16 protein-coding genes are annotated in these 18266 nt (G+C 50.2%); 13 read left to right on the forward strand and 3 right to left on the reverse strand.

Going from position 1 to position 18266, the window contains the following annotated elements; all coding sequences use genetic code 11:
• The first annotated feature begins 11 nt into the window (after positions 1 to 11).
• Positions 12 to 446, forward strand: coding sequence for a type II toxin-antitoxin system RatA family toxin (locus GVJ32_RS04620; protein WP_159238891.1), 435 nt, complete (start codon positions 12 to 14; stop codon positions 444 to 446).
• Positions 427 to 753: an RnfH family protein gene (locus GVJ32_RS04625; RefSeq protein WP_353652894.1), complete on the forward strand. Its 327-nt coding sequence runs from the start codon at positions 427 to 429 to the stop codon at positions 751 to 753. The genes GVJ32_RS04620 and GVJ32_RS04625 overlap by 20 nt, the downstream gene beginning before the upstream one ends.
• Here the strand turns inward: GVJ32_RS04625 and GVJ32_RS04630 are convergent, their stop codons facing one another.
• Positions 754 to 1125 carry an outer membrane protein assembly factor BamE gene (locus GVJ32_RS04630; protein ID WP_159238892.1) on the reverse strand — a complete coding sequence of 124 codons (372 nt, stop codon included), beginning with the start codon at positions 1123 to 1125 and terminating at the stop codon, positions 754 to 756.
• Positions 1126 to 1200: 75 nt separating this feature from the next.
• Here GVJ32_RS04630 and fur point away from each other — a divergent pair, with 75 nt between their 5' ends.
• Positions 1201 to 1617: a ferric iron uptake transcriptional regulator gene (fur, locus tag GVJ32_RS04635; RefSeq protein WP_159238893.1), complete on the forward strand. Its 417-nt coding sequence runs from the start codon at positions 1201 to 1203 to the stop codon at positions 1615 to 1617.
• Between the two features lie 94 nt (positions 1618 to 1711).
• On the opposite strand, the gene recN is transcribed toward fur, so the two are convergent.
• On the reverse strand, positions 1712 to 3379 hold the full coding sequence (recN, locus tag GVJ32_RS04640) for a DNA repair protein RecN (RefSeq protein WP_159238894.1): 1668 nt from the start codon (positions 3377 to 3379) through the stop codon (positions 1712 to 1714).
• Positions 3380 to 3568: 189 nt separating this feature from the next.
• On the opposite strand from recN, the gene grpE reads away from it, so the two are divergent.
• From grpE to greA, 8 genes are all read left to right on the forward strand, one after another.
• Positions 3569 to 4135 carry a nucleotide exchange factor GrpE gene (gene grpE, locus GVJ32_RS04645; protein ID WP_159238895.1) on the forward strand — a complete coding sequence of 189 codons (567 nt, stop codon included), beginning with the start codon at positions 3569 to 3571 and terminating at the stop codon, positions 4133 to 4135.
• A 119-nt stretch (positions 4136 to 4254) separates the two neighbouring features.
• A complete protein-coding gene (gene dnaK, locus GVJ32_RS04650) occupies positions 4255 to 6177 on the forward strand; it encodes a molecular chaperone DnaK (protein ID WP_159238896.1) in 1923 nt (640 codons plus the stop codon).
• 179 nt (positions 6178 to 6356) lie between these two features.
• The gene (gene dnaJ, locus GVJ32_RS04655; RefSeq protein WP_159238897.1) at positions 6357 to 7475 is read left to right on the forward strand and encodes a molecular chaperone DnaJ; all 1119 of its coding nucleotides are present in this window, start codon (positions 6357 to 6359) and stop codon (positions 7473 to 7475) included.
• Between the two features lie 181 nt (positions 7476 to 7656).
• Positions 7657 to 9057, forward strand: coding sequence for a YihY/virulence factor BrkB family protein (locus tag GVJ32_RS04660; protein ID WP_159238898.1), 1401 nt, complete (start codon positions 7657 to 7659; stop codon positions 9055 to 9057).
• Positions 9058 to 9072: 15 nt separating this feature from the next.
• Positions 9073 to 9879 (forward strand): 4-hydroxy-tetrahydrodipicolinate reductase, encoded by an 807-nt coding sequence (gene dapB / locus GVJ32_RS04665; RefSeq protein WP_159238899.1) that lies wholly within the window; start codon positions 9073 to 9075, stop codon positions 9877 to 9879.
• Positions 9880 to 10167: 288 nt separating this feature from the next.
• The gene (gene carA, locus GVJ32_RS04670; RefSeq protein ID WP_159238900.1) at positions 10168 to 11304 is read left to right on the forward strand and encodes a glutamine-hydrolyzing carbamoyl-phosphate synthase small subunit; all 1137 of its coding nucleotides are present in this window, start codon (positions 10168 to 10170) and stop codon (positions 11302 to 11304) included.
• Positions 11305 to 11463: 159 nt separating this feature from the next.
• Positions 11464 to 14685, forward strand: coding sequence for a carbamoyl-phosphate synthase large subunit (gene carB / locus GVJ32_RS04675; RefSeq protein WP_159238901.1), 3222 nt, complete (start codon positions 11464 to 11466; stop codon positions 14683 to 14685).
• The gene (greA, locus tag GVJ32_RS04680) at positions 14682 to 15164 is read left to right on the forward strand and encodes a transcription elongation factor GreA (RefSeq protein ID WP_159238902.1); all 483 of its coding nucleotides are present in this window, start codon (positions 14682 to 14684) and stop codon (positions 15162 to 15164) included. Before carB ends, greA begins: the two co-directional genes overlap by 4 nt.
• An 11-nt stretch (positions 15165 to 15175) precedes the next feature.
• Here greA and yhbY read toward each other — a convergent pair whose 3' ends face one another.
• A complete protein-coding gene (gene yhbY, locus GVJ32_RS04685) occupies positions 15176 to 15484 on the reverse strand; it encodes a ribosome assembly RNA-binding protein YhbY (protein WP_159238903.1) in 309 nt (102 codons plus the stop codon).
• A 91-nt stretch (positions 15485 to 15575) separates the two neighbouring features.
• Between yhbY and rlmE the strand changes: the two genes are divergently transcribed.
• A complete protein-coding gene (gene rlmE, locus GVJ32_RS04690; RefSeq protein ID WP_159238904.1) occupies positions 15576 to 16199 on the forward strand; it encodes a 23S rRNA (uridine(2552)-2'-O)-methyltransferase RlmE in 624 nt (207 codons plus the stop codon).
• 113 nt (positions 16200 to 16312) lie between these two features.
• On the forward strand, positions 16313 to 18262 hold the full coding sequence (gene ftsH, locus GVJ32_RS04695; RefSeq protein ID WP_159239324.1) for an ATP-dependent zinc metalloprotease FtsH: 1950 nt from the start codon (positions 16313 to 16315) through the stop codon (positions 18260 to 18262).
• Positions 18263 to 18266: the final 4 nt, after the last annotated feature.

Below are 18266 nucleotides of genomic sequence, written 5' to 3' on the forward strand. Positions count from 1 at the left end.
CGGGACCCCGTATGAACGAGATTCGACGCAGCGCTTTGCTGCCGTATTCTGCAGACGTCATTTATCACTTAATAAATGACGTTGAAGCCTATCCGCAATATATGGATGGCTGTATTGGCGCAGAGGTGTTGGCGCAGACGGAAGATTCAATGGACGCGCGTTTAGATTTGTCCCGCGCCGGTATTCGTCTTAGTTTTGTTACTCGCAACACCTTGACGCCTGGCCGCAGCGTGCGTTTGAAATTAATTGAAGGTCCGTTTGAAAATCTAACCGGCGAGTGGTCGTTACTGCCGCTGGGGGCAGATGCCTGTAAGGTAAGCTTACATTTGCAGTTTGCACTTACCAATAGTGTTGTTGGTGCGGCAACGCGGCAGTTGTTTAACTCTGTTGCTAATAATTTAGTCGATGCCCTTGTTAAGAGAGCGAATGAGCAGTATGGAAAATAAAAGCGATACTATTCATGTTGAGGTGGCTTACGCCTTGCCGGATAGGCAGCGTATTGTGGCCTTGGAAGTGCCTGAAGGTTGTACCGTGCGGGCTGCCGTTATGCAGTCTGCATTAGATAAGCAGTTTCCGGATTTAGACTTGGCGACCGCAGACCTTGGTATTTTTGGCAAATCGGTAAGTGCCCCAGACGCACAGGCTTTAAAGGGTGGCGAGCGCGTTGAAATTTATCGACCTCTCATTGCCGATCCCAAAGAGGTTCGCAAACAGCGAGCCGCCAAGGTGAAGGCTCGCAAAGACGCCAAATAATTATTCGGCGTCGGTGTTTACTTGTTCTGCAGGGGTAGTTTCTGAGGTTGGTTTAATGTCAGTGGTAAATTCGCTGAGTTTACCGTCGACAAATTTTACCGTCAGTTGGTGTCGCTCTGTCTTGTCATTGTTGCGATCGTCTAGCGTATAAACGTAGTCCCAGCGATTTGGGTTGAATGTGTCGCGCACTAGTGGTGTGCCCATGACGTATTCAACCTGGCTGCGGGTCATGCCGATCTTGAGCTGATCTACCATTTCCTGGGTAATAATGTTGCCCTGATCAATGGGCAAACGGTAAACACCGGGGAATTCCAAAGAGCTGCAGGCGGCCAAAGAGACGAGTAGGCAGGCTGTGGCAAGTTGTCTATACATGCTAAGGGTTCCAATCGCTTATAGAGGCGTGGGATAATAGCGCAAACCCAATCGCAACGCTAAGGTCCAGGACATATGTCTATAGAAAATCAAGAGCTTCGTAAAGCGGGTCTCAAAGTTACTCTGCCGAGAGTGAAGATTTTACAGTTGCTGGAGCAGGCTGAAACCGAGAATCAACACTTCAGCGCGGAAGATGTTTATCGCGCTTTAATGGAGTCTGGTGAAGATGTGGGTTTGGCCACGGTTTACCGCGTGTTGACTCAGTTCGAGGCTGCAGGCCTAGTGACCCGGCATAATTTTGAAACCGGTCACTCGGTATTTGAATTAGAAAAAGGTGATCACCACGATCATATCGTGTGCATGGAAACCGGCGACGTTATCGAATTTTTTGACGAGGTGATTGAATCCCGCCAGCGTCAATTGGTGGCAGAGCGCGGCTTTGAGCTGGTCGATCACAGCTTGGTTTTGTATGTAAGGCCGAAGAAGGCGTAATGCTTTTTAACGCTGAATGGGAGGCGGGAGATGCAAGGGCGTTTCTCGTCTCCCGTCAAGCATCCAGCGACTCTAGGTTTATCCTCTTCCGAGTTTAGTGTCTTATCCCCAGCATCTCCCGCGCGTGCGCCAAGGTGTTCTCCGTAATCGCAATGCCTCCTAGCATACGTGCAATTTCTTCAATTTTTTGGTTGTCTTCCAGCGGCTCTAAGCTGGTCGTGAGTTTGGTTTTACTGCCGGTCTTTTTCACGCGAATATGATGATCACCTTGGCTGGCAACCTGCGGCTGATGGGTGACGCACAGAACTTGGCTGCGTTTTCCTAGCGCCTTTAGCAGTTGTCCCACAATTTCTGCGGTGGCGCCGCCAATACCGACGTCAATTTCGTCGAAAATTACTGTGGGTATAGCGGCGACCTGCGCGGTTATTACTTGGATTGCTAGGCTGATGCGTGATAGCTCGCCGCCGGAGGCAATTTTGTTTAGCGGCCCTTTAGGGCTTGTCGGGTTGGTGCTGATTAATATTTCGATTTCCTCTTGGCCGTGGCTGTGAGGTTCGTCGTTGCCCAGTGGGTGCATGGCAAATTCGATTTCGCAATGCTTCATTGCCAGTGCTTGCAGCTGCTTTTCAATACCTGTTTTCATAAGCTTGGCTGCTTTAGCACGTTTTTTACTTAGTTCCTTGGCATTGGTTTGGTAGGCCTTTAGTGCCTCGTCTTGCGTATTGCGTAGCTGATCAATTTTCTCGTCGCTGGCATCCATCGCCTCGAGCTGATTTTCTAATGAGGTTTGCAGTGTCAGTAGTTCGTTGGCTTGTATGCGATGCTTGCGAGCGGTTTGGTAGATGGCGTCTAGTCTTGCTTCTACTTCGATTAAGCGCTCGGGGTCGAGCTCGGTGCTGTCGATAACGTGCTGAAGCTCGACGGCGGCTTCTTCAATCTGAATGCGGGCACTTTCTATAAGTTGCGCGGCATTTTCTTGGGCGCTGCTGCGGTGTTGGCTGCTTTGTAGAGAAGACAGCGCCTGATGCAAAATGCCCATGGCATTAACTTCTCCCTCGCGGCAGAGGTTTAAACTATGGTGATTGGCGGCCAGTATTTGTTCTGCATTGGCGAGCTGCTTTTGTAAGCTTTCTAACTCGTCGACTTCGCCGGCTTTTAGGTCTAGTCGGTGTAATTCTTCAAGTTGATAACGCAGTAGCTGTTCTTGCGCGTTTTGTTCGGCGAGGTTGGCTTCTAGTGAGGCCAAGGTTTTTTTGCAGTGTTGGTATTGATGGCAGTATTCGCTTACCTGCCTGGCGAGCGCGGCAGTGCCGGCGTAGGCATCTAATAATTCCCGCTGGTAGGGCTTTTGAAGCAGCGATTGGTGGGCGTGCTGGCTGTGGATGTCGATAAGAAGGCTGCCCAGCCCTCGAACATCTTGCAGCGTTGCGGGTTGGCCATTGATATAGGCGCGTGAGCGACCGTCCGCGGTAATAACTCGTCTTAGCATGCATTCATTGCTGTCGTCTAAATCGCGTTCCTTTAGCCAGTCGTGGGCTGCGGGAATGGCGCTAATATCAAACAAAGCGTGAATATCGGCGCGATCTGCACCGCTGCGGACAATATTGCTGTCGGCACGGTCGCCAAGCGCCAACCCTAGGGCGTCTAGCATGATGGACTTGCCCGCGCCGGTTTCGCCGGTGAGCACGGTCATGCCGGTTTTAAGTTCTATATCGAGATGTTCGGTGATGGCGTAATTGCTGATATTGAGATTGCTCAGCATAGTGGTCTCTCACGGTTGTACAAAATTTATCTGTATATTTATACAGTAAAATACTGCCAGTAAAGGTGGTCGTCAATAACTAGGTGTAAAAATATTTGTCATTGCCTTGAATTATTGGTGCTAAGCCCCATAAATGCGACAGCGCGGAGATTACCCGCAAGACCTAATACGTGTACGGAGATTGAATACGTGGCAGAGGAACAAGACAAAGCGGCAATGCCGGATGAAGAGTTTCAGCCTGAAGAGTTGCAGCAAGACGACGACCTTGACCTTAGCGGCAAGTTAGAACTCAGCTTGGAAGAGCAGTTGGAAGAGGCCAAGCAAGCGGTTGCTGATGCACAAGAGCAGGCGCTGCGTGCGGCGGCCGAGGCGCAGAATATGCGTCGTCGTGCTGAGAAAGATGCTGAAAACGCGCGCAAATTTGCGCTCGAGAAATTTGCCGGCGATATGCTTCCGGTGGTCGATAATCTTGATCGTGCGCTGGCTTCTGTCGATATCGCTGATGAAGCCTTAAAGCCGATTTTGGAAGGCGTTGAGTTAACGCTTAAAACATTGGTAGACGCTTTGGCGCGTCACAATGTTGAGCAGTTAAACCCCGTTGGCGAACCGTTTAATCCTGAGTATCACCAGGCGATGGCGATGGTGCCCAACCCCGATGCTGAGCCGAACTCGGTGATGGACGTGATGCAAAAGGGTTACACCTTAAATGGCCGCTTGCTGCGTGCAGCGATGGTCGTTATTGCTAAGGCGCCATAAGCAGTAATTGTATTAAAAATGGCCTATGCCCCCTTGAAATGTGTGGATAAGGGCCAATATCTGTCACAAGACAAAGAATTTCGCCGGACGTGGCGACAGTTTTTAAGTGGAGAATGATCATGGGTAAAATTATTGGTATTGACTTGGGTACCACTAACTCTTGCGTAGCGGTAATGGATGGCGACAAGGTTAAGGTAATCGAGAACGCTGAAGGTACGCGTACTACGCCATCTATTGTTGCGTACACCGACGACAAGGAAATTTTGGTGGGTCAGAGCGCTAAGCGTCAGGCCGTCACCAATCCGCATAACACTTTGTACGCGGTGAAGCGTTTGATCGGTCGTCGTTTTAAAGACGACGTGGTTCAAAAAGACATCAAAATGGTGCCATACAATATCTGCGAAGCTGATAACGGCGACGCGTGGGTAGAAGTAAAGGGCGAGAAAATGGCGCCTCCGCAAATTTCTGCGGAAATTTTGAAGAAAATGAAAAAAACCGCTGAAGACTACTTGGGTGAGAAAGTTACCGAAGCGGTTATTACCGTACCGGCTTACTTCAATGATTCTCAGCGTCAGGCAACTAAAGACGCTGGTCGTATCGCTGGTTTGGACGTTAAACGTATTATCAACGAGCCTACCGCAGCGGCACTGGCCTACGGTATGGACAAATCTAAGGGCGACCGCACTATCGCGGTATACGACTTAGGTGGTGGTACTTTTGATATCTCGATTATTGAAATTGCTGAAGTAGACGGCGAGCACCAGTTTGAAGTGTTGTCGACTAACGGCGACACCTTCTTAGGTGGTGAAGATTTCGATATGCGCCTGATCGATTATTTGGCTGAAGAGTTCAAGAAAGAAAACAGCATTGATCTGAAAGGCGATTCACTGGCTGTGCAGCGTCTCAAAGAAGCGGCAGAGAAAGCCAAAATTGAGCTTTCTTCTAGTCAGCAGACTGAAATCAATCTGCCGTACATCACAGCAGATGCGACCGGTCCTAAGCATTTAGTGGTGAAGCTGAGTCGTGCCAAATTGGAATCACTAGTTGGTGATTTGGTTGCTCGCTCATTAGAACCAATGAAAGTTGCACTGAAAGATGCAGGTTTATCTGCTTCTGAAGTAGACGAAATCATTTTGGTTGGTGGTCAGACTCGTATGCCTTTGGTGCAAACCAAAGTAACTGAGTTCTTTGGTAAAGAAGCGCGTCGCGATGTAAACCCTGACGAAGCGGTAGCAATGGGTGCAGCGCTACAAGGCGCAGTATTGTCTGGTGAAGTAAAAGACGTATTGCTGCTAGACGTTACCCCGCTGAGCTTGGGTATTGAAACCATGGGCGGTGTAGCGACTCACCTGATTGAGAAAAACACCACGATTCCGACTAAGAAATCACAGGTGTTCTCAACGGCGGATGACAACCAGCAAGCGGTAACGATTCACGTCGTACAGGGCGAGCGCAAGCAAGCTGCGGCAAACAAATCACTGGGTCGTTTCGACTTGGCTGATATTCCACCAGCACCACGTGGTCTGCCGCAAATTGAAGTGACCTTCGATATTGATGCCAACGGTATTTTGCATGTGTCTGCTAAAGATAAAGCAACCGGTAAAGAGCAATCTATCCGCATTACCGCGTCTAGTGGTTTGAGTGAGGACGAGATAGAGCAAATGGTGCGTGATGCAGAAGCGAACGCAGAAGCTGATAAGAAGTTTGAAGCACTGGTAGTTGCTCGCAATACTGCAGAAGGCTTGGCTAACGCGACTCGTAAGACAGTTGAAGAAGCAGGCGATAAAGCTAGTGACGAAGAAAAGGCAGCTATTGAAGCGGCCTTGGCTGAAGTCGATGAAGCGGTTAAAGGTGACGACGTCGAGAAAATCGAAGAAGCCACTAAGAAGCTAACCGAAGCGTCTAGCGGCTTGGCACAAAAAATGTATGCTGAGCAAGCGGCTCAAGCAGAGGCTGAGGGGGGTGCAGAACAGCCACAAGCCGGTGGTGACGATGTCGTTGATGCCGAGTTTGAAGAAGTGAAAGACGACGATAAGAAGTAAGCTCGACGCGAGGCTTGCCTCGCTTGAGTGTAACGCTGGACGGGAGACGGAAGACGCAAAGGCTAAGGTCAGCGTGTTTTGCGATCTCCCGTTTGGCATGAGGGGTAGAATCATTTAAGGGGTAGCGGGTGGCACTACAAAAAGCGTCTCCTGCTTCCCGTCTAGCGTGAAGCGAAGCTATGTCAAAACGAGATTATTACGAAATTCTGGGTGTATCGCGAGATACCGACAGCAAGGAAGTTAAAAAAGCCTACCGTCGAATTGCGATGAAAAATCATCCCGACCGCAACCCTGATGATCCGAAGGCGGAAGACATTTTTAAAGAGGCGACCGAAGCCTACGAAGTGCTTTCTGATGAAGACAAGCGCGCGGCCTATGATCGCTTCGGCCACGAAGGTGTTAACGCTGGCGGCGGTGGTGCTGGTGCCGGCGGGTTTAGTGATATTTTTGGTGATGTGTTTGGGGATATTTTTGGCGGCGGCGGTGGCGGTCGTCAGCGCGGCCCGCAGCGCGGTTCTGATTTGCGCTACACATTGGAGATTGACCTTGAGCAGGCGGTTCATGGCTCAACGGCTAAAATTCGTATTCCTACGCTGGTAGCCTGTAAGCCCTGTGATGGCAGCGGGGCTAAAAAAGGCTCTAAGCCGGTCACCTGTAATACCTGTAATGGTGTTGGTCAGGTGCGGATGCAGCAGGGCTTCTTTGCTGTGCAGCAGGCTTGTCCAAATTGCCGTGGCAAAGGCACGATCATTGCGAACCCCTGCAGTGAATGTCGTGGCCAAGGCTTAATAGAAGAGACAAAAACCCTTTCTGTTAAAGTGCCTGCTGGCGTAGATACTGGAGACCGCATTCGTCTAACCGGTGAGGGTGAGGCGAGTCCGAACGGCGGCCCCACGGGCGATTTGTATGTACAAATGTCTGTGCGCCCGCATGCGATATTTAAGCGCGATGGCAAAAATTTGTACTGCGACGTGCCTATTAGTTTTGCAGATGCAGCTTTGGGCGGCGAGCTTGACGTGCCGACCTTGGAAGGTCGCGTAAAACTGAAAATTCCGGCCGAAACTCAAACCGGCAAATCCTTCCGCCTACGCGGTAAAGGCATTACCCCGGTCCGCGGTGGCAGTACTGGTGACTTGATTTGCAAGGTCACACTGGAAACGCCGGTGTCGCTCACTAAGCGCCAAAAAGAGCTATTGCAAGAGTTGCAGGCGAGTATGGAGGGAGACGATAAGCAGTCACCGCGAAAAAAAACGTGGTTTGACGGCGTGAAAACCTTTTTTGACGATATGAAGCTCTGATTATTTTAATGCGTTGATGACTGGGTTCCGCTGAATTGGCGGAATCCAGTCTCGACTTCCCCTGCTTTTTTCTCCATTCTTGGCGGCATGCCATTCTAAAAGCATGACGGTTGCTCATCATTTCGCGATTTTTGCGGCTTGAGTGTAGTCAATCGATACTCTGAGTAAGGGCGTCTCAATAATGGATAAAACCCTCAATAAATTGGTAGCCGATTATCTGTGGTCAGAGAAGGTCGTGCATTACAGTCCTTGGCGACAAAAGCTAATAGACGTTTTGCGTTTGGTTTATGTGGTGCTGGACGATTTAACCAAGGGCGAGTTAACCCTGCGGGCAATGAGCTTGGTGTACACCACTTTGTTGTCGTTGGTGCCCATGATGGCGGTGAGCTTCTCCGTCCTTAAGGCCTTTGGTATGCACAATAAGCAGCTAGAGCCGATTATGCTGCAGTTTCTTGCACCAATGGGCGCGCAGGGTGTTGAGATTACCGACAAAATTATTGGATTTATCGACAACGTAAAAATTGGTGTCCTCGGCACCTTCGGTGTCGCGCTGTTGTTTTACACCGCGATTTCATTGATTCAAAAAATAGAAGCTACCTTTAATTATATTTGGCGTCTTGACCAGCACCGTAGTATCGGCAGACGTTTTGCCGATTACGGTAGCGTGATGCTGATTGGGCCCTTGCTGGTATTTTCAGCCATTGGTTTGTCTGCCAGTGTGTTGGGTGGCGGCTTTGTGCAAACCATTAGTACGCACCTGCCCTTCGTGCAGCATTTAATTGCGTTTGCTACGGAAGCGGCGCCGTATTTGATGATTATTGCCGCCTTCACCTTCTTCTATATGTTTATCCCTAATACCAAGGTCACTGTCCGTGCTGGTTTGGTTGCCGGTGTGGTGTCTGGGGTGTTGTTTCAAAGTTTAGGTTGGGGTTTTGGTAGCGTGGTGGTATCTGCCAGTGGCAGTGGCACGTATGCGATTTATTCTGGCTTTGCGATTTTGATTCTATTTATGATGTGGATGTACATCAGCTGGCTGATTTTGTTGGTGGGTAGCAGTGTTGCATTTTATGTGCAGCACCCCGAATATATCGCGCCAACGCGGCGCAGTGGTGATTTAAGTATTCGTCAGCGCGAAACCTTAGCCTTGCAGGTTATGGCTGTTATCGCGCAGCGTTATTACCAGTCGCGCAAGCCGTTTTCTGCCAGTGATTTTGTCTATCGCTTACGGGTGCAAATCCAAGGCGTAACGCGGGTGTTGGGGGCGTTAAAACAGGCGGGTCTGGTGACCGAGAACCACGAAGATCCGCCGCGCTACTTGCCGAATGCGCCGCTTGAAAAAACCTCCTTAAAGATGGTGATAGACGCGGTACGAAGTGATGGTACCGTGCCCATGATTGCGCTGAGAGTGCCGCGTAAGCCGGTGCAAGGTGTGGCTGAAGTGACTGCGGCAATTGACGCGGCTTTGGATGCGGCTTTGGCATCAACTACGGTGCGAGATATGGCGCTTGGAAGTGAACGGGCAGATGCTGCGGCGCAACAAGGCGTAGCAAGCGTCGACAAAAAAGCAGATACAGACTCTTAAATATTGGAAAGCGTTATGACAGTTCGGATAGCAGTAACCGGTGCCGCAGGGCGGATGGGGCGAATTTTAATTGAGGCGGTATCGCTCAATAATGGTTGTGAATTAACGGCGGCAATTGAACGCCCTGAAAGCTCTCTTATCGGCGCTGATGCCGGCGAGCTAGCGGGCCTTGGCAAAAATGGCGTGGTCATCGTCGGTGACGTGAATGCGGTGCTGAATGATTTTGACGTGCTCATCGACTTTACCGTGCCTGCGGCAACGCTCGCTAATGCCAAAGCGTGTGGCGCTGCAGGCAAGGGCATGGTGATTGGTACTACCGGCTTTAATGCTGAACAAAAGGCAGAGCTGGAAGCGGCAATTGCGCCCATCGCGATTTGTCAGGCCTCGAATTTTAGTACCGGTGTAAATTTGTGCTTTAAACTGTTGGATATGGCGGCACGAGTATTGGGTGATGATGTTGATATTGAAATTGTAGAGGCTCATCACCGCCATAAAATCGATGCGCCATCTGGCACTGCGCTGAGCATGGGGCAGGTTGTGGCCGATGCGCTGGGGCGCGATTTAGAAAAAGTGGCGGTTTACGGTCGCGAAGGTCAAACCGGTGCGCGGGAGCGTGAAACTATTGGTTTTGCCACTGTGCGCGGTGGCGATGTGGTGGGTGATCACACTGTTTCTTTCTTTGCCGAAGGTGAGCGGGTCGAAATAACTCACAAGGCCAGTTCGCGTATGTCATTTGCTCGCGGCGCGGTGCGTGCGGCGGCATGGGTGAGTGCGCAGGCGGCAGGCCGTTATGATATGCAGGACGTGCTTGGCTTGAAGTGATCTTGGGTTTTGTTGGCTGGGTATTCGGTCGGCATAGCTAGGCGCAGCGAGCAAGGTTGGCATTAGCGGTATTTATTGCGGTGGACGCGCGGGGGGCATTTCGCGTAAAATCGCGCATCAGATTAGGGTGCCGAGCTAAATAAGCTCCGCAGCCCCGCAAAAAGCGAGGTGAGGTAATCTTCATCTCGCTTTTTTGCACGCGTATTTTCCTCTGTGGTCCCTTGGTTGTCGTTCCGGCGAGTGTGTCGGCGGTAGCTCTCGGCCGCAAGTTCGATCTAGGAGGTAGTCTTGACGGTTCCAGCCATACTTGCCCTTGAAGACGGCAGCATTTTTCGGGGCATCGCCATTGGTGCTGAAGGGCATTCGGTTGGTGAGGTCGTTTTTAATACGGCAATGACCGGTTACCAAGAAATATTGACCGATCCCTCATATGCTCGCCAAATTGTGACATTAACCTATCCTCATATCGGTAATACCGGTGTGAACAGCGAAGACGAAGAAGCAGAGCATATTTGGTCTGCCGGATTAGTTATTCGTGACCTTCCCATGCTCGCATCGAGTTTTCGCAGCGAGCAAAGCCTGTCTGATTACCTAAAAGCACGGAACATTATTGGTATAGCCGATATCGATACCCGCCGCCTAACGCGTATTTTGCGTGACAAGGGTGCGCAGGGCGGCTGTTTGATGGCCGGCGATATCGACGAGGCTAAGGCGCTGACGATGGCGAAGGAATTTGCCGGTCTTAAAGGCATGGATTTAGCCAAAGAAGTCACTACCGCCAAAAGCTACGAGTGGCGCGAAGGGAGTTGGGCGCTAGGTGCGGGTCACAAAACCTTTAGCGACGCCGAGCTGCCATACCATGTTGTTGCCTACGACTTTGGTGTAAAGCGCAATATTTTACGGATGTTGACTGACCGAGGCTGCCGTCTAACGGTGGTACCGGCGCAAACATCCGCTGCCGATGTATTGGCGATGAAGCCTGACGGTGTATTTTTGTCTAACGGCCCTGGCGACCCAGAGCCTTGTGATTACGCTATTACCGCCATTAAAGAGATTCTGACGACGGGTGTGCCTGTGTTTGGTATTTGCTTGGGTCATCAGTTGCTGGGTTTGGCGTCTGGTGCTAAAACCCAGAAAATGAAATTTGGTCATCACGGTGCCAACCATCCGGTGCAAGATTTGGCTACGAAGGTTGTGCATATCACCAGCCAAAACCACGGTTTTGCGGTTGATGAAAGCTCCTTGCCGGCCAACTTAGTGGTAAGCCACAAGTCGTTATTTGATGGTTCCTTGCAAGGTATTCGACGCACAGATACACCTGCGTTCGGTTTCCAGGGGCATCCAGAGGCGAGTCCGGGCCCGCATGATATTGCGCCCTTGTTTAATCAGTTTATAGATTTGATTAAAGCCTCTAAGCAGGCCTAGTAAGAAGTCCGGCTTTGCGGTTTTGTAAGTGGTTTTTGTTGGTCCGGCGTCTGATGTCGGATGAGAAAACCCAACACTGCGCCCGACTTTAGCGTCCGACGTCCAGCTTCCGACGTCCGACTTTTTGTAACGAAGCACAGAGTCAGATGATTAGAACTTATGCCAAAAAGAACTGATATTCAAAGTATCCTCATCCTCGGTGCTGGCCCGATTGTTATCGGTCAAGCCTGCGAGTTTGATTATTCCGGTGCGCAGGCGTGTAAGGCCTTGCGGGAAGAAGGTTACCGAGTGATTTTGGTGAACTCCAACCCTGCGACCATTATGACGGATCCGTCGATGGCGGATGCCACTTATATTGAGCCAGTGGTGTGGGAAACGGTTGCGAAGATTATTGAAAAAGAGCGCCCAGATGCGATTCTTCCGACCATGGGTGGGCAGACAGCACTTAACTGCGCTCTAGATTTGGACCGTGAAGGCGTTTTGGCCAAGTACGGCGTTGAGATGATCGGCGCGACTAAAGACTCGATCGATATGGCGGAAGATCGTCAGCTGTTCGATAAGGCCATGAAGCGTATCGGCCTAGAAACGCCGAACTCAGCTATCGCGCATAGCATGGAAGAGGCCTTGCAAGTTCTGGACTCTATCGGTTTTCCCGCCATTATTCGCCCGAGTTTCACCATGGGTGGTTCGGGCGGTGGTATTGCCTACAACAAAGAAGAATTTGTTGAGATTTGTACCCGTGGTCTCGATTTGTCGCCAACCAATGAGCTATTGATTGACGAGAGCTTGATTGGCTGGAAAGAATTTGAAATGGAAGTTGTGCGTGATAAAAACGACAACTGCATTATTATTTGCTCAATCGAAAATTTTGATCCGATGGGCGTGCACACCGGTGACTCGATCACAGTGGCGCCAGCTCAAACCCTGACTGACAAAGAATATCAAATCATGCGTAACGCCTCTTGCGCGGTATTGCGTGAGATTGGTGTTGAGACGGGTGGTTCAAACGTCCAGTTTGGTATGGAGCCGCACACCGGCCGTTTAGTCGTTATTGAAATGAACCCGCGGGTGAGTCGCTCTTCTGCGCTAGCCTCTAAAGCAACGGGCTTCCCGATTGCGAGAGTAGCGGCAAAATTGGCGATTGGTTACACACTTGATGAGTTGCAAAACGAGATTACCGGCGGCGCGACCCCTGCCTCGTTTGAGCCTGCCATCGACTACGTGGTTACCAAAATTCCACGCTTTACCTTTGAAAAATTTGGCGAAGCGCAGACTCGTTTACACACTCAAATGAAATCAGTCGGCGAAGTCATGGCGATTGGTCGTACCTTCCAAGAGTCGCTGCAAAAAGCACTTCGTGGTCTTGAGGTTGGCTCCGCCGGCTTTGAACATCAAATTGATGTAGATCGTGACGATGCGCGTGATGTATTGATTGCTGAGCTGACCAACCCTGGCCCTGAGCGCATTTGGTTTGTTGCAGATGCTTTCCGTGCGGGGATGAGCGTTGAGGAAGTCTTCGAACACTCGTGGATTGATCCTTGGTTCCTCGTGCAGATTGAAGACATCGTTAAGACCGAGAACTCGCTGAAAACGCTGACCCTCACAGACATCACCAAAGATTTGATGTGGCGCCTAAAGCGTAAAGGGTTTTCAGATCAGCGCTTAGCGGTATTGCTTGCGGTAAGCGAGAAGCAGTTGCGTACTTTACGTCATAGTTTGGATATTCGTCCGGTCTACAAGCGTGTTGATACCTGCGCGGCGGAATTCTCTACGTCCACGGCGTATATGTATTCCACCTATGAAGAAGAGTGCGAGTCACTGCCATCTGACCGCGAAAAGATTCTTGTTATTGGCGGTGGTCCTAACCGTATTGGTCAGGGTATTGAATTCGATTACTGCTGTGTTCATGCGGCCTTAGCAATGCGTGAAGACGGTTACGAGACCATTATGGTTAACTGTAACCCTGAGACTGTATCAACTGATTACGATATATCTGACCGCTTGTATTTCGAGTCTGTGACTTTAGAAGATGTGCTAGAAATTGTCGCAATAGAAAAGCCTAAAGGTGTTATTGTCCAGTTTGGTGGCCAAACGCCCCTGAAATTGGCGCGAGATCTTGAGGCGGCGGGTGTGCCGATTATTGGTACGTCGCCAGATGCCATTGATCGCGCAGAAGACCGTGAGCGTTTTCAGCAGATGATCGAACGGCTTGATCTGTTGCAGCCACCAAACACGACTGTGCGCTCAGAAGAAGCGGCTTTGTTGGCAGCGGCAAAAATTGGTTATCCATTGGTAGTTCGCCCATCTTATGTTTTGGGTGGTCGTGCGATGGAAATCGTCTACAAAGAAGACGAACTACAGCGTTATATGCGCGAAGCGGTGCGGGTATCTAATGAATCGCCGGTTCTGCTAGATCATTTTTTGAATGCTGCGGTTGAAGTCGATCTCGATGCCGTATCAGATGGCAAGCAAGTAGTGATCGGCGCGATCATGCAGCATATCGAACAAGCGGGTGTTCACTCCGGTGATTCGGCATGTTCGTTACCACCGTATTCGCTGTCGGCCGAAGTGCAAGATCGCATGCGCGAGATTGTTAAGGCTATGGCTTTAGAGCTGGGTGTTATCGGCTTGATGAACGTACAGCTTGCGGTGCAAGATGGTGAAATATACGTGATTGAGGTTAACCCTCGTGCCTCGCGTACCGTGCCATTTGTGTCTAAATGTATTGGTGTGTCGCTGGCGAAAGTGGCGGCGCGTTGCATGGCCGGTACTAGCCTTGAAGAGCAAAATTTCACTACCGAAGTAATACCTAAATATTTCGCGGTGAAAGAGGCGGTATTCCCGTTTGCGAAGTTCCCCGGTGTTGACCCGATTCTTGGGCCGGAGATGAAATCTACGGGTGAGGTCATGGGTTTGGGCGAGACTTTTGCTGAAGCCTTTGCGAAAGCGGCAGTAGGTGCGGGTGAGGTGTTCCCAACTAGCGGTCATGCCTTTATTAGTGTTCGTGATCCCGACAAAGATGGCGCGATTGAGGTTGCTAAGCAACTTGTAGCCCAGGGCTTTACGCTGTGCGCTACGCGCGGTACTCATAAGGTATTAATTGCGGCGGGGCTAGATTGTCAGCGCGTAAACAAGGTGCTGGAGGGGCGGCCGCATATTGTCGATATGGTTAAAAATGGCGATGTTGATTTAATTATAAATACCACCGAAGGTAAGCAAGCTATTGCCGATTCATCATTGATTCGCCGAAGCGCTTTGGTTAACAAGGTGAGTTACACCACTACACTTGCTGGGGCCGAGGCAATTTGTCAGGCTATTGCCTTTGGTGAAGAAAAAACAGTGCGTCGTTTACAGGACGTACACGAGGGTATTATGCAATGAATCAGGTACCAATGACGGTTGCTGGCGAAAAAGCGCTGCGCGAAGAGTTAAAACATCTGAAGTCGGTGGAGCGTCCACGTATCACGCAAGCTATTGCCGAAGCGCGTGCTCATGGTGATTTGAAAGAAAATGCGGAATACCATGCTGCGCGTGAGCAGCAGGGTTTTTGTGAAGGCCGGCTTCAGGAAATCGAAAGTAAGCTGGCTGGCGTGCGGGTGATCGATATTTCCACTATTCCCTACACCGGCAAAGTCATTTTCGGGGTTACGGTAACCTTGATTAATTGCGAGACCGATGAAGAAGTGACGTATCGCATTGTTGGTGAAGACGAGGCGAGTGTGAAGTTAGGAAAAATTTCTGTGACTTCACCTATTGCCCGCGCCCTAATCGGTAAAGAAGAGGGTGATGTTGCCTTGGTGACTGCGCCAGGCGGTACTATTGAGTACGAAATCGACAAGGTGCAACACCTTGCCGAGTAATTCTGCTTAGTCTATGCCCGAAGCAGATTAGATAGCTTCGGGTTAGGCTTTTTAGCTGGCCGGTAAATCAATGCGATCTTGCCGATAGCTTGCACCAATTGTGCCTTGTGGGCAGCACAGAATTGATCAATCATAGCGCGACGTTCCGTCGGATCAGCCAGATTCACTTTCACTTTGATGAGTTCGTGATCGTCTAGTGCTCGGTCAATTTCGGTCATTACGCCTTCGCTTAATCCGCGATCACCGATCATCACAACGGGACTGAGTTTGTGGCCGAGGCTGCGGAGGTGTTTTTTATCGCTGGCGCTGAACTTGGGCATAATATTACTAAACCGAAAAAGGCGTGGCCGAGCATTTTACTCGAAAGGCGCTTGCGCTGAAATATGAATTCTCGCTATTAATGGGGTGGGCGTGGTTAAACGTACAGGATCTAGTATTACGTGGATGAAGGAACATTTTGATGATCACTACGTCAAAATGGCCCAGAGAGAGGGCTATCGTTCGCGGGCTTGCTATAAGCTATTGGAAATTCAGGAAAAAGATCGTCTGATTAAGCCCGGCATGAGTGTGGTTGACTTGGGTAGTGCGCCTGGCGGTTGGTCGCAGGTAGCGGCCATGCTGGTGGGGCATCATGGCCAGGTGTTGGCATCTGATATTTTAGAGATGGATACCATCGCCGGCGTGGAGTTTATTCAGGGTGATTTTACCGACGAGGCTGTAGCCAACGAGCTGATGGCTTTTTTGGGGAATCAGAAGGCAGACCTTGTAATTTCCGATATGGCCCCCAATATGAGTGGTATGAGGGATGTTGATCAGCCGCAGTCGATGTATTTATGCGAGCTGGCGCTGGACATGGCGAGTTTAGTGTTGCGCCCCGGCGGTGGATTCGTCACCAAAATATTTCAGGGAGAAGGCTTTGAAGAATATATGCGTCTTCTCCGTGAACGTTTCAGCAAGGTAGTGACTCGTAAACCCGCGGCATCAAGGCCGAGGTCGCGGGAAGTTTACCTAGTAGCCACCGGTCTGCGCGGCTAAATATTGCGTAGAGGGTGCCCAATTAATGTAGTAGAGTGGGCAAACATTGGGGTTAACTTCCCGTTTTGTGTACTTTGAAAGCAGAGTAGCGTGAGGATCGGTTTTTGAACGATATGGCTAAGAATTTACTGTTGTGGCTGGTTATTGCTGCTGTCTTGTTGACGGTATTTAATAATTTCAGCGTCCAGTCACCTACTGAGCAGCTTAATTATTCGCAGTTCATTACTGAAGTGCAAAATGAGCGTGTCCGCAAAGTTGTTATTAATGGTTTAGTGATAAGTGGTGAGCGCAATGACAATAGTCGTTTTGAAAGCGTGCGGCCGCCATTAGATGACCCCAAATTAATCGACGATTTACTACAGCATAATGTGGTTGTTGAAGGAAGTAAGCCTGAGCGCCAAAGTTTGTGGACTCAGTTGTTGGTGGCAAGTTTTCCAATTTTGATCATTCTTGCGATCTTTATGTTTTTTATGCGGCAGATGCAAGGTGGTGCTGGCGGCGGTAAAGGCGGTCCGATGGCCTTTGGTAAGAGCAAGGCGCGCCTATTAAGTGAAGACCAAATTAAAACCACTTTCGCCGATGTGGCGGGTGTGGATGAAGCGAAAGAAGACGTTCAAGAGTTAGTAGAGTTCTTGCGCGATCCTGGTAAATTCCAGCGTTTGGGCGGCCGTATTCCACGCGGCGTATTGATGGTCGGCCCACCGGGTACTGGTAAAACCTTGTTGGCAAAAGCGATTGCTGGCGAAGCGAAAGTGCCGTTCTTCTCTATTTCTGGTTCTGACTTTGTTGAAATGTTTGTTGGTGTTGGTGCGTCGCGCGTGCGAGATATGTTCGAGCAAGCGAAAAAACAGGCGCCCTGCATTATCTTTATCGATGAGATCGATGCGGTAGGCCGTCACCGTGGTGCCGGTATGGGGGGCGGTCATGATGAGCGCGAGCAAACACTGAACCAGTTGCTGGTTGAGATGGACGGTTTTGAAGCAAATGACGGCGTTATTGTTATTGCTGCAACTAACCGCCCCGATGTGCTTGATCCTGCACTATTGCGTCCCGGTCGTTTTGACCGTCAGGTTGTAGTGGGTTTGCCAGATATTCGTGGCCGCGAACAAATCTTAAAAGTGCATATGCGCAAATTGCCGCTGGGTGATGACGTTGAGGCGTCAATTATTGCCCGTGGTACACCTGGTTTCTCTGGCGCAGACCTTGCCAACCTTGCGAATGAGGCGGCTCTGTTTGCCGCTCGTGGTAATTCACGCTTGGTTAGCATGGAGCAATTCAATCTAGCGAAAGATAAAATCATGATGGGCGCTGAGCGCAAGTCCATGGTGATGTCAGATAAAGAAAAATTGAATACCGCTTATCATGAAGCTGGTCATGCGATTGTTGGTCGTACGGTGCCTGAGCATGATCCTGTTTATAAAGTAAGCATTATTCCCCGTGGCCGCGCCTTGGGTGTGACCATGTTCCTGCCAGAAGAAGACCGTTACAGCTTGAGTCGTCGGCACATCACTAGCCAGATTTGCTCTTTATTTGGCGGTCGAATTGCAGAAGAAATGACCCTGGGGCCAGATGGTGTGACCACGGGCGCCTCTAACGATATTCAGCGTGCAACTGATATCGCTCGTAAGATGGTGACCAAGTGGGGCTTGTCAGACAAGATGGGGCCGTTGATGTATGACGATGCTGAGGAAGAGGTTTTCCTTGGTCGTTCAGCGGGGCAGCAAGGTAAAAGTTTTTCTGGTGAAACTGCTAGGCAGATTGATGAAGAGGTTCGGCGCATTATTGACGAGTGCTATGAAAGTGCGCGGAAAATTCTTGAAGAGCATCGCGGTAAGTTAGATGTAATGGCTGATGCTTTGATGACATATGAAACCATAGATGCCAAACAAATAGACGATATTATGTCTGGTCGTGCTCCGCGTAAACCTGCGGGGTGGGATGACGATGATCGTCGTGGCGGCCATAAGGCAGAGGCTGCTGAGGGCGATACTGACGCTGGACCTAGCGATGACAAAAAGAATCGTCCAGAAGACCCTTTTGTTGGCTCGGTGAGCGATCACTGAGTTT

Origin of the sequence: Zhongshania aliphaticivorans (assembly GCF_902705855.1) — a bacterium.
GTDB classification, from domain to species: domain Bacteria; phylum Pseudomonadota; class Gammaproteobacteria; order Pseudomonadales; family Spongiibacteraceae; genus Spongiibacter; species Spongiibacter aliphaticivorans_B.

Excerpts from the sequence above, each read along its gene's own strand:
- GVJ32_RS04620 (WP_159238891.1), top strand. The coding sequence starts at position 12 with ATGAACGAGATTCGACGCAGCGCTTTGCTGCCGTATTCTGCAGACGTC.
- GVJ32_RS04625 (WP_353652894.1), top strand. The coding sequence starts at position 427 with ATGAGCAGTATGGAAAATAAAAGCGATACTATTCATGTTGAGGTGGCT.
- GVJ32_RS04630 (WP_159238892.1), bottom strand. The coding sequence starts at position 1,125 with ATGTATAGACAACTTGCCACAGCCTGCCTACTCGTCTCTTTGGCCGCC.
- fur (WP_159238893.1), top strand. The coding sequence starts at position 1,201 with ATGTCTATAGAAAATCAAGAGCTTCGTAAAGCGGGTCTCAAAGTTACT.
- recN (WP_159238894.1), bottom strand. The coding sequence starts at position 3,379 with ATGCTGAGCAATCTCAATATCAGCAATTACGCCATCACCGAACATCTC.
- dnaK (WP_159238896.1), top strand. The coding sequence starts at position 4,255 with ATGGGTAAAATTATTGGTATTGACTTGGGTACCACTAACTCTTGCGTA.
- dnaJ (WP_159238897.1), top strand. The coding sequence starts at position 6,357 with ATGTCAAAACGAGATTATTACGAAATTCTGGGTGTATCGCGAGATACC.
- GVJ32_RS04660 (WP_159238898.1), top strand. The coding sequence starts at position 7,657 with ATGGATAAAACCCTCAATAAATTGGTAGCCGATTATCTGTGGTCAGAG.
- dapB (WP_159238899.1), top strand. The coding sequence starts at position 9,073 with ATGACAGTTCGGATAGCAGTAACCGGTGCCGCAGGGCGGATGGGGCGA.
- carB (WP_159238901.1), top strand. The coding sequence starts at position 11,464 with ATGCCAAAAAGAACTGATATTCAAAGTATCCTCATCCTCGGTGCTGGC.
- greA (WP_159238902.1), top strand. The coding sequence starts at position 14,682 with ATGAATCAGGTACCAATGACGGTTGCTGGCGAAAAAGCGCTGCGCGAA.
- yhbY (WP_159238903.1), bottom strand. The coding sequence starts at position 15,484 with ATGCCCAAGTTCAGCGCCAGCGATAAAAAACACCTCCGCAGCCTCGGC.
- ftsH (WP_159239324.1), top strand. The coding sequence starts at position 16,313 with ATGGCTAAGAATTTACTGTTGTGGCTGGTTATTGCTGCTGTCTTGTTG.